The sequence below is a fragment of the Sphingobium mellinum genome (assembly GCF_037860795.1).
GTDB lineage: Bacteria > Pseudomonadota > Alphaproteobacteria > Sphingomonadales > Sphingomonadaceae > Sphingobium > Sphingobium mellinum.
Genome location: NZ_JBANRK010000039.1, coordinates 1 through 9,886 on the forward strand (window position 1 = coordinate 1; position 9,886 = coordinate 9,886).

At 60.6% G+C, this 9,886-nt stretch carries 8 protein-coding genes; 5 read left to right on the forward strand and 3 right to left on the reverse strand.

Annotation, left to right across the window (positions count from 1 at the left end; all coding sequences use genetic code 11):
• Positions 1 to 456 precede the first annotated feature (456 nt).
• From AAC640_RS18055 to AAC640_RS18065, 3 genes are all read left to right on the forward strand, one after another.
• Entirely contained in the window at positions 457 to 825 is a 369-nt protein-coding gene (locus tag AAC640_RS18055) for a DUF6481 family protein (RefSeq protein WP_340268801.1), read from the forward strand.
• Between the two features lie 57 nt (positions 826 to 882).
• Positions 883 to 1,074: a hypothetical protein gene (locus tag AAC640_RS18060; RefSeq protein WP_340268803.1), complete on the forward strand. Its 192-nt coding sequence runs from the start codon at positions 883 to 885 to the stop codon at positions 1,072 to 1,074.
• Positions 1,075 to 1,251: 177 nt separating this feature from the next.
• Positions 1,252 to 2,034, forward strand: a complete 783-nt coding sequence (locus tag AAC640_RS18065; RefSeq protein WP_340268805.1) for a DUF2889 domain-containing protein — start codon at positions 1,252 to 1,254, stop codon at positions 2,032 to 2,034.
• Positions 2,035 to 2,070: 36 nt separating this feature from the next.
• Here AAC640_RS18065 and AAC640_RS18070 read toward each other — a convergent pair whose 3' ends face one another.
• Positions 2,071 to 2,730 (reverse strand): TetR/AcrR family transcriptional regulator, encoded by a 660-nt coding sequence (locus AAC640_RS18070; RefSeq protein ID WP_340268807.1) that lies wholly within the window; start codon positions 2,728 to 2,730, stop codon positions 2,071 to 2,073.
• A 309-nt stretch (positions 2,731 to 3,039) separates the two neighbouring features.
• On the opposite strand from AAC640_RS18070, the gene AAC640_RS18075 reads away from it, so the two are divergent.
• A complete protein-coding gene (locus AAC640_RS18075) occupies positions 3,040 to 4,224 on the forward strand; it encodes an acetyl-CoA C-acyltransferase (protein ID WP_340268809.1) in 1,185 nt (394 codons plus the stop codon).
• Positions 4,225 to 4,364: 140 nt separating this feature from the next.
• On the forward strand, positions 4,365 to 6,521 hold the full coding sequence (locus AAC640_RS18080; protein WP_340268811.1) for a molybdopterin-containing oxidoreductase family protein: 2,157 nt from the start codon (positions 4,365 to 4,367) through the stop codon (positions 6,519 to 6,521).
• Positions 6,522 to 6,551: 30 nt separating this feature from the next.
• Here the strand turns inward: AAC640_RS18080 and AAC640_RS18085 are convergent, their stop codons facing one another.
• Together AAC640_RS18085 and AAC640_RS18090 are read right to left on the reverse strand one after the other, a co-directional pair.
• On the reverse strand, positions 6,552 to 7,424 hold the full coding sequence (locus AAC640_RS18085; protein ID WP_340268813.1) for a TIGR03619 family F420-dependent LLM class oxidoreductase: 873 nt from the start codon (positions 7,422 to 7,424) through the stop codon (positions 6,552 to 6,554).
• A 149-nt stretch (positions 7,425 to 7,573) separates the two neighbouring features.
• The coding region (locus AAC640_RS18090; RefSeq protein WP_340268815.1) for a TonB-dependent receptor at positions 7,574 to 9,886 on the reverse strand (2,313 nt) is incomplete at its 5' end.

A 9,886-nucleotide genomic window follows, 5' to 3' on the forward strand; every position in this document is an offset into this window, starting at 1 on the left:
GGATGGAGCAGCCCGGTAGCTCGTCAGGCTCATAACCTGAAGGTCGTAGGTTCAAATCCTACTCCCGCAACCAACAATCCCAATCAATCACTCAACACACACGCACGCGCGGTCCATAAAAATGGGGGCCAGAACTCCGCAGTTCGCTCATGAGCTGCTTCCCGGATTGTCCGCGATTTATAGATTAACGCTCTTCGCATTCCGGACCTCTTTGGCTGTTTGGATATTCCACTGCTGTGAGTCCGTCGCGGATCGGGTCGGGACGATGCCCGTTCAATCCGGGGCGATGTCAGCGCGGCGGCCACCGGTCCAGCGGGGTCGCATATGTGTCGCGCGCCATGGCGACCTTGGAAATGGACGAGGTTTTTGCTAAGGGCTTCAGCTTCAACTTCAAACGCGTCGTGCTTTTTCGCAATGAGAGGCATGCCATTGATATCGAATGTTCAAGGATAAACATTGCCTTCCTATAAAGCACCCTCATTCCAAGACCGCATTGCCGCAGCCGGATCGGCCAAACAAAAGGCCCTGGATGCACTGAGAGCCAAGCCACCTGTCGACGAGGCGGTCATGGCGGAACGCCGCCGGGCGCGCGAAGCAAAGGACCAAGCCATCGCGGTTGAGCGCGCGGCGAAGGCCGAGGCTGCTGCATTGGCCAAAGCGCAGAAGGCGGAACGCAAGGCCGCCGAACAGCAAGCGGAAGCCGAAAGGCAAGCCGCCGCCGATGCCGCCGCAGCCCTCAAGGCCGCCAGGTTGAAGCCCGCGAGCGCCGCTGAAATGAAGGCCGCGCGGGATGCGCGCTACGCTGCGCGCAAAGCCCGAAAATAACGGCTAGCGCTCGTGCCGGCGCCACGCTGAGTATCCACCGACGTTTCGGAGAATGCTATGGCCGACTTGTATCAGAAGGCTTTGGAGTCGGAACGCCGAAGCCTGTGGGCCGAATGCAGGCTAAAAGGTCTCGCCAAGGATACGCCCCAGCGCATCCGTATAGCGGAACTGGACGGATTGCTGGCGCAGCATAAAGCCAGGAAGGGCGGCGGACCTGCGCCGTCCGCCCCCGCGTCGAAGGGGGCATGAGCGGGTCTGCGAATTGAGACGCCCCGGGGTGATGTCCTTCGCCAGACGACCCATTATAGAGTCGCGATTGCGACAGGTCTTGGAGTGAAATGGCGAATGCCAATTTGAGCATTGCCAAAGCAGACAAGCGGCGGATGGATTGCAATTATGTTGCAGGGCGCGCTATCGTAGATACAGATGTCGGATTTTCCTTCTTTCCCACCCAATCCGGATTTCGGGACCGGCGCCTATCGCCGTGCGATCAGGGTCACCAACCGGCCCGGCGAGGTGTTCGGCGAGCTGGAGGACATCATCCACGCGATCCGCTGTACGATCACGCATGACGGCGAAGTCATAACCGATGTCGATGCGGCGTTCGTTCGGTGGCCGATGACCACATGTCCGGGCGCGGTCCAGCCGATAAGGGAACTGATAGGTGTTCGGCTCGACACGCCGATCGCCTGGTTTTTTACCGGCGGGCGGGCGCGGCAGAATTGCACGCATATCTATGACATGGTGATAGCGATGCTGCTTCACGCGCGGCGCGACGAAGCTGTGCGGCGGTACGATGTCGTGATCCCCGACAATGTGGGCGATGAACCGTCGCGAGCCACGCTGCTGCGCGATGGCAGGCCCATCTTGGAATGGCGCGTTTCGGGTGGCGGCGAGATACTGTCACCGGAAACCTATGCCGGCAGGCGCGTGATCCGGGGTTTCAGCAGCTGGGCGACGGAGGCGCTCGACGATGAGCAACTGGACGCGGCGCTCATTCTGCAGAAGGGCTATTGGCAGTCGGGGGGGCGCAAGGTGTTGATTGGCTCTGTCGGAGGGCCGATCCGCGATCAGGAAGCCGAATTCAAGGGCGCCTGTTACAGCTATTCCTCGCCGAGATTCGAGCGGGCTGAACGATTGCCGAGCTGGCGCGATCTCTCCGACGGGACAAGGCTGCTGCGGTTCGATCCCTTTGGACCCGAAAGGTGACTGCCGGCTGAAGACGCAGCCCGTCCGCTTAGCTCCTCATAGGCTACGCCGGTCAGAAACCCCGCGAAGGCAAAACGCCACAATCGCGGCGACGTTGCTTTGCCGCTCTTCATTGCTGACAAGCTCCTCGCGGGCCAAGGGGCCGACCAGCGCTTCGAAGATTGAGCCCGCGATGCAGGCGGCCGCAGCGCGAACGTCCTGCTGAACGAAGTCGCCGTTCAACACGCCTTGCTCAATGATGGATTCGAAGACGCGGCCGAGTTTGCGGCGAAATTGAAGGCGTACGACATCAATATCCGCGTCGACCGGTTCAGCGACCAGCGCATGGGCCATGCGCCGCCCGGCCAGCGCGCGATCGGCGAAGGCCCAGATCGCATTCTTCAACCTTTGAGGTGGAGTGCCATCGGCCGTCCCGATTGCCGTGACGAGGTCGATCTCCGCTTGCGCCACCGTGGCGACCACTTCATTCATCAAGTCGGTCTTGGTCGGGAAGTGGCGGTAGACAGTCCCGATGGCGATGCCCGCCCGGGCCGCGATCATTGCCATTTGCGCTTCCCGAAAGCCGGTTTCGCTCACCAGTTCACGCGCCGCGTTCAGCAGCACCAGACGGGTTTCCACGGCGGAGCGCCTGCGGCCCGCCGCCCGCGGCATATCAGGATCGTCTGCGCCAGATGCGGGCTGCTTGCCACTTGCCATTTTCGGTCCACATGCTTCCGTTGCTCGTGACTTTCACCGCGTCACTATCAGGCTTTCCAGACCGACGCGATCCGTTCTGGAGCAGGCGGCGTCGCTGAATCCGACCAACGCGGGTGGACGAAGTCTGCCATGCGAACCCGACCGTCACAACGGTGAATCTTGACTCAGGTGAATCGCGATTCTACTAATTGCGGGAGGCCGCGACGGCACCTACATTGATCTTCGAACGCTATCGCGCGCTTGGGAAAGCAGCGGATAGCCGACATGCGGCGCATGGTCATCGCCCGCTCTCTTTGAAGGAATTTCAACATGCCACATGATCCTGTCGTCATCGCCAGCTATGCCAGGACGCCCATGGGCGGCTTTCAGGGGGCCTTGTCGCCGTTGAAGGCGACCGAGCTTGGCGCCGCCGCCGTAAGGGCAGCGGTCGAGCGGGCGGGGGTCGCGGCGGACGCGATCGACCGCATCTATATGGGCTGCGTCCTGCCGGCCGGATTGGGGCAGGCGCCGGCGCGGCAGGCGGCGCTTGGCGCAGGCCTTGGCCTCAATACGGAAGCCACTACCGTCAACAAGATGTGTGGTTCAGGCATGCAGGCCGCGATCATGGCGCATGAGGCGCTGGCGGCCGGGGCTGCCGACGTGATCGTCGCGGGCGGCATGGAGAGCATGACCAACGCGCCCTATGCCCTGCCCAAGCACAGGTCCGGTGCGCGGATCGGCCATGACCGCATCGTCGACACGATGATGATGGACGGCCTTGAGGACGCCTATGAGCCGGGCAAGGCCATGGGCGTCTTTGCCGAGGAAGCGGTCCGCGACTATCAGTTCAGCCGCGCCGATCAGGATGACTATGCGCTGCGTTCGCTGTCCCGCGCCAAGGACGCAATCGCCAGCGGCGCCTTCGTCCGCGAAATCACGCCAATCACGATCACGGGGCGGGGCGGTGACACCGTTATCGACACCGACGAGCAGCCCGGCAAGGCGCGCCCGGACAAGATCCCGTCGCTCAAACCCGCATTCGTCAAGGACGGTACGATCACGGCAGCCAATGCCTCATCCATCTCGGACGGCGCAGCCGCTCTCGTCATGACGCGACGAAGTGTTGCCGAAAGGCTCGGCCTGTCGGTCATCGCCAACGTTGTTGCCACGAGCGCTCATGCTCATGAGCCGGCGGGCTTCACCACCGCCCCGGTCCCCGCCATACGCAAGCTTCTGGCAAAGGCCGGCTGGACGGTGGCGGATGTCGACCTGTTCGAAGTCAACGAGGCCTTTGCCGTGGTGGCGATGATCGCCGCCAAGGATCTGGGCATCCCGATGGAAAAGTTGAATGTGAATGGCGGAGCGACCGCTCTTGGCCATCCGATAGGGGCATCGGGCGCGCGGATTTTGGCGACTTTGCTGGCCGCCCTGGAAAATCGCGGGCTAAAGCGGGGCGTCGCCAGCCTGTGCATTGGCGGTGGCGAAGCGACTGCCATGGCGGTCGAGCTGGTTTGATTGCGCCTGTTGAGGGATCGGCGGGAGGATATTGATATAGAGGGATCGTCGCCATCGCCTCCAGCCAGCTATTGTCGCCACGATTATCGGGGCCTAGAAAGGCTTAAAGCTTAAAAAAGCGAATAGCTGGGGAGAGTCGAATGAGCGTGGCTTTGGACGGACAGATCGAGAAGCGCCATTCGGCGTGCCGTTATTGCGTCGGCAATTGTGGCGTGATCGTTGATGTCGATGTCCGAACGGGCCGGGCGATCGATCTTCGCGGTGACAGGGAGCACCCGCTGACCAAGGGCTATGCCTGCATCAAAGGCCTTCAGGGCGTGTATGCGCTCAACGCCCCGGATCGCATCCTGCGCCCGCTCAAGCGTAACGAAGAGGGCGGGTTCGACGAGATTCCGCTGGAACAGGCGCTTGATGAGATCGCGGCCAGGATGCAGGTCTGCCTGGCTGAAGATGGACCGCATTCGGTCGCCGTTTACAAAGGGACGCAAGGTTTCACCCACGCCCCGTTGCTGGAAATCGTGCGGCGATGGCTGGAATCCATCGGCTCTCCGTACATGTTCACCACCTGGACGATCGATCAATCGAACAAATTCGTGGCGGCGGAGCGATTGGGCGTCTGGGGCGGCGACGCGCATCATATGCTCGAATCCGAAGTGATGATGATCGTCGGCGGCAACCCGCTCGTATCGATCGGCATGATGGGTATCACCCCCACCAATGTCACCAAACAGTTCAAGGCCGCCAAGGAGCGCGGCATGAAGCTGATCGTGGTAGATCCGCGGCGATCGGAAACGGCGGCCCTTGCCGACCTGCACCTGCAGATCAGACCGGGCCAGGATGTCGCGCTGTTCGCCGGACTGCTGCGCGAAGTCCTGGCCAACGGATGGGAAGACAGCGAATTCTGCAGGGCGCATGTCATCCAGATGGACGAACTGCGCGACGCGGTGGAGCCGTTCACCATCGACATGGTGTCCGAGCGTACCGGGCTGTCGGCAGAAGATGTCCGTCTGGCAGCGCGCATGTTCGCCCATGATGCGCGGCGCGGCGGCGCTTTCAGCGGAACCGGGCCGTCCATGGCGCCGCATTCGAACCTGTCGGAACATCTGATCCAGGCGCTCAACGTCATATGCGGCCGCTATAACCGGGAAGGCGACGTCGTGCGCGGCGCAGGCCTGATCCGCCCGCGGACATTCGTGGCGCAGGTCTATCCCCCCAGGCGCAGCTGGCAGCGCGAGCCCAAAATGCGCGCGACCGGCTATGGCACGCTGAACGGCGAAATGATGACGGCTGCGCTGCCTGACGAGATACTGACGCCCGGGGCGGGCCGCGTTCGGTCCCTGATCGTGGTCGGCGGCAATCCGGCGGCGGCCTTTCCCGATCATGTGAAAACGCTCAAGGCCTTGAAGGCGCTCGACCTTCTGGTCACGGTCGAACCCTTCATGACGGAAACCGCGCGGTTCGCGCACTATATCCTGCCCCCGACGATGCAATATGAACGATGGGATCTGCTGTTCGGGCAGGAAAGCGAGTCCATGAATCCCGAACCCTATCAGCAGTTCTTGCCTGCCGTCGCTACGCCCCCCGCCGGTTCCGACCTGATCGAGGACTGGCGGATATTCTATGAACTGGCAAAGCGGCTGGGCCATGAACTTATGTTCTGCGGCAGCCCGATGGACATGGAAAGGACGCCGACTTCGGAAGAGCTGATAGAAAAGATCATCGCGGATGGCCCGCTGTCCCTCTACCATCTGAAACAACATCCGCGCGGCACGTTCGTTGATGTGCCTCCGGCTGTGGTCCAGCCCGGCAGCGGCGATCCTTCGGCCCGGTTCGAGGTGGCCCCCGCCGATGTGGTCGAGGAACTGGGTGCCTTCCGCGCCGAACCGTTCGCGTCGACGGAATTTCCCTATCGGCTGATTTCGCGAAGGATGCGGGAAATGCTGAATACCGTTGGACAGAATTTCCCGGTATGCCGCGCTCGCGAACCCTACAACCCGGCCTATTTTCATCCGCAGGACATGGCTGCGATCGGCATAGAGTCAGGCGGCTGGGTAGAAATCGCGTCTGACCATGGCCAGCTTCAGGCGATCGCCAAGCCCGATGGCAGCATCGTCAGGGGATCGATATCGATGACCCATTGCTGGGGCGGGCTTCAGGAGGATGGACGCCCCTATACGCAGGTCGGCGCGAACACGAATCTGCTTATCAGCACGGATCGTGACGTGGAACCCATCAACGCCATGCCGCGCATGTCCGCCATCCCGGTGAAGGTACGCCCGATTGACTCGCCGGAATGAGGCCGTGCCGGCGCCGGGTTTTCCGATCATTCAGTGAAAGTATCGAATGACTTGATCCGCGAAACTACCCCAATATCGTTTCTTTTCATCCAATGTGGTACGCCTGCCATAATGGAAATAGGGTGACAACAGTTGGATCGTGGTCACGCCATAATCCTGTGCGCGGCGGAATTTATCGATATCCCAGTCGTCATTGAGGATCATGACAATTTCGAAAGGGAGATGGTCACGGCCGGCCTCGCGCCGCATCTGGTCAAGTGACGCTATAAGGGGCGGCATGTCTTCTACCTTATTGCCCGTGTCCATCCATCCATCGCATAACGTCGCCGCGCGGCGCATGGCGGGGATGCTCGCCCCCGCCGCGATGATCGGTACATGACCTGGTGCAGGGAGGACGCGCAGACGCGGGAAGTCAAAGAACTCGCCGTGATGTTCAACGATGTCTCCCGTCCAAATCTTTCGCAGGACCGCGATCATTTCGTCCGTGCGTTTGCCGCGGCGAGAAAAGTCGATGTCATATGCATCGAACTCTTCCTTCATCCAGCCCACGCCGGCGCACATCATGACCCTGTTCTGACTGAGCACCGCAAGCGTGCCCGTGGCCTTTGCCACCTCTATCGGGTTGCGCAGCGGTAGCACATAGACGCTCTGCATCACCTTGATACGGCTGGTGGCGCCTGCGATCATTGACAAGGCGGTCCAGGGCTCCGGAAAGGACCATCTTTCCTCGATCTGGAAGAAGGGTGGCAGGTCGGCGGAACCAGGATAGCGGGACGCGATGACTTCGGGAATGACGGCGTGGTCCGAGACCCCGACACCGTCAAAACCCAACTCTTCACAATGAATGGCACATTCAATCAGCTGATCGTCCTCGACTTGTGACATCAGACTCCAGAATTTCACGGAGAGCCTCCTAATACAGCCGAAACAGCTTGAAATGGCATCACGACAAGCAGGCGGAGCCCCGACCAGTCTGGTCGGGGCTCCTGATGATCGACCGCGCCATTGCATTCAATAGCGCGGCCGGCCCGGTTTCAGGATCGGCGCCCGGATCAGAACCGATATTCGGCACGAACGCCATAGGTTCTGGGCCTGCCCGCCTGATAATAGGTGCCGTGAGGCTGGCTGGTGGCGCGATAGACCGCATATTTTTCAGCGAAGGCGTTATCGATATAGAAGCCGAGACGAAGATTGTCGCCCGGAGGACTGACATAGCCGGAGAAATTGGCGATGGCGTAGCCCTTCTGTTGATCGTAATGGAGCACGCTACCGCCATTTGGTGCGAAATCGAACGACGACCTGTATTGGGCAACGCCGGCGAGGTTTGCCTTCCACGTTCCGATCGGGAATTCATAGCTCGCGTTCAGAGAAGCCTGAAGACGCGGCGCATGAACCGCTCGTACACCATCCAGATTGGTCGCTGGTCCCTGAGGACAGTTTATGAGCACGGCACCCGGAGCGTTCGGATTGCCGGTGCCCGAAAGGTCGACGCAAACTTGCGCCGCATTTTCATAATTGAAAAATTCGGTGTGGAGGTAAGATAAGGTTGTGCCGATCGTCAGACCATCAACCGGACGAATATTCGCCTCGAATTCCGCGCCATATCCTTCGACGCCCCCGGCATTTTCATAGCGCGAACCGCCAGCGGTCGCGTCGATAATCTGAGTCTGGAGATCCTTGTTTTTATAATAGAACAGGGCGAGTGAGGTATTCAGCGCGCCGCCAAGCGCCTTGTTCTTCACACCGATTTCGTGACTGAAAATCCGCTCGGGACGGAGTGCTTCCGCGGGCGAGGTGGCAGGCGTGCTGAGGCCGCCCGCTTTGAACCCCCGGGTGTAGCTGTAGTAGATATTGGTCGGCCCGTTATCCCATGCCAGCACGAACCGCGGGGTAAAGGCGTGGAAGGAGGCGCCGAATTCGAACGACGCGGGCAAACCGAAGGCCTGGAAGCCCGCGTTATTCTCTCCAGAAATCGATCGCTTGTCATAGGTGTAACGACCGCCCACCGTCACCTTCAACTGCTCGGTCAGCTTGTAGTTGCCTTCGACGAAGGCGGATACGGATTCTGTCTTGATGTCGTTGGATACCCCCGGCCCGTCGCCGGTGAATGCCAGGAAGGCATATTGATCGCCCGTCAGGCCTATGTTGAAGAACGCGCTGTCATGAAGGTAATTGACGCCAAAAAGATAGTTGAAGGGGCCATCCAGATGCGATGAAACCTGAAACTCCTGGGAGAAGGTCTTGCCGCCCACGCCCCGATTTTCAAATACGAAAAAGGGTTGCGGCGTGAGATCATTGTCGGCGAACTGCACGCTGCGATCGGACAAGTAGCTGGTCAAGCTTGTAAGATCAAAATCACCCACTGTGAAAGAGGCGCGCAAATAGGTCCGGAAAACCCTGTTGCGCCATACGTTGAGATCATTCTGGTTAGTCTCGTAAAAGCCGGACGCCGGTTTATCGCCGCTGGTCTGACACACCCAGCAATAGGGCGCGCCCATTGCGAGCTGGTCGAAATCCTTCTTCTGCCGGCTGTTCTGATACTCGACTCCGGCAACGATGTCGGTGCCGCCGCCCGGTTGCCATCTGATCGTGCCACGCGCCGTATAGCTGCGCCCACCCCCCAGGTGGCTGCCGGTGGCAATATTGTGGATATAGCCGTCTTCATCGAGGTAACGGCCCGCGAAGCGAACGCTTAGCGTGTCACTCACCGGCAAGTTCAACATCGCATCGGCCTGCTTGTGATCGAACCGGCCATATTCGGCGGCTACGCGGCCTTCAAACTTCGAAGTCGGCAATGCAGAGTTGAGCCGGATGACGCCGCCAGTTGCGTTACGCCCGTAGAGCGTGCCCTGAGGTCCGCGCAACACTTCGATGGTGCCTGGGTCGACAAGGTCCAGCAACGCGTTATATCCTGCGGTCCTCTGCAGGTAGGCACCGTCCAGATATACCGAAACGGGGGCCTCGACACCGGGCGTCGCGAACGCTTGTCCGATACCGCGAATATAGAGCTGGGCGAAGCCGGTACCTTCCGAAAAATCCGCGCCAGGCACGACAAGCTTGACGTCTCGCATATTTCTGAGGCCCAGTTGCTGGGCGGCCTCGGGGCTGACCGCGGTCACGGCGACCGGCACGTCCTGGAGCCGTTCCGAACGGCGCTGCGCGGTAACGATGATGTCACCGCTCGATGGTGCGTTGGTTTGATCGGCGCCGCTGACCGCTGCTGAAACTGGTTCAGCTTGCGCATATGCGGAATGGACAAAGAAGGCACTGCCGGTCAGCAGGGCGCTTCTGAGAGGCTGTCTCGAAACGGCGGCGTAATGACGGTGGACGATCGAGCTCCGGTATGATTCCAGAGGGTTGCGACA

What these genes read in the sequence shown, in the direction of transcription:
- AAC640_RS18065 (WP_340268805.1), top strand. Translation starts at nt 1,252, where the DNA reads ATGTCGGATTTTCCTTCTTTCCCACCCAATCCGGATTTCGGGACCGGC.
- AAC640_RS18070 (WP_340268807.1), bottom strand. Translation starts at nt 2,730, where the DNA reads ATGGCAAGTGGCAAGCAGCCCGCATCTGGCGCAGACGATCCTGATATG.
- AAC640_RS18060 (WP_340268803.1), top strand. Translation starts at nt 883, where the DNA reads ATGGCCGACTTGTATCAGAAGGCTTTGGAGTCGGAACGCCGAAGCCTG.
- AAC640_RS18075 (WP_340268809.1), top strand. Translation starts at nt 3,040, where the DNA reads ATGCCACATGATCCTGTCGTCATCGCCAGCTATGCCAGGACGCCCATG.
- AAC640_RS18080 (WP_340268811.1), top strand. Translation starts at nt 4,365, where the DNA reads ATGAGCGTGGCTTTGGACGGACAGATCGAGAAGCGCCATTCGGCGTGC.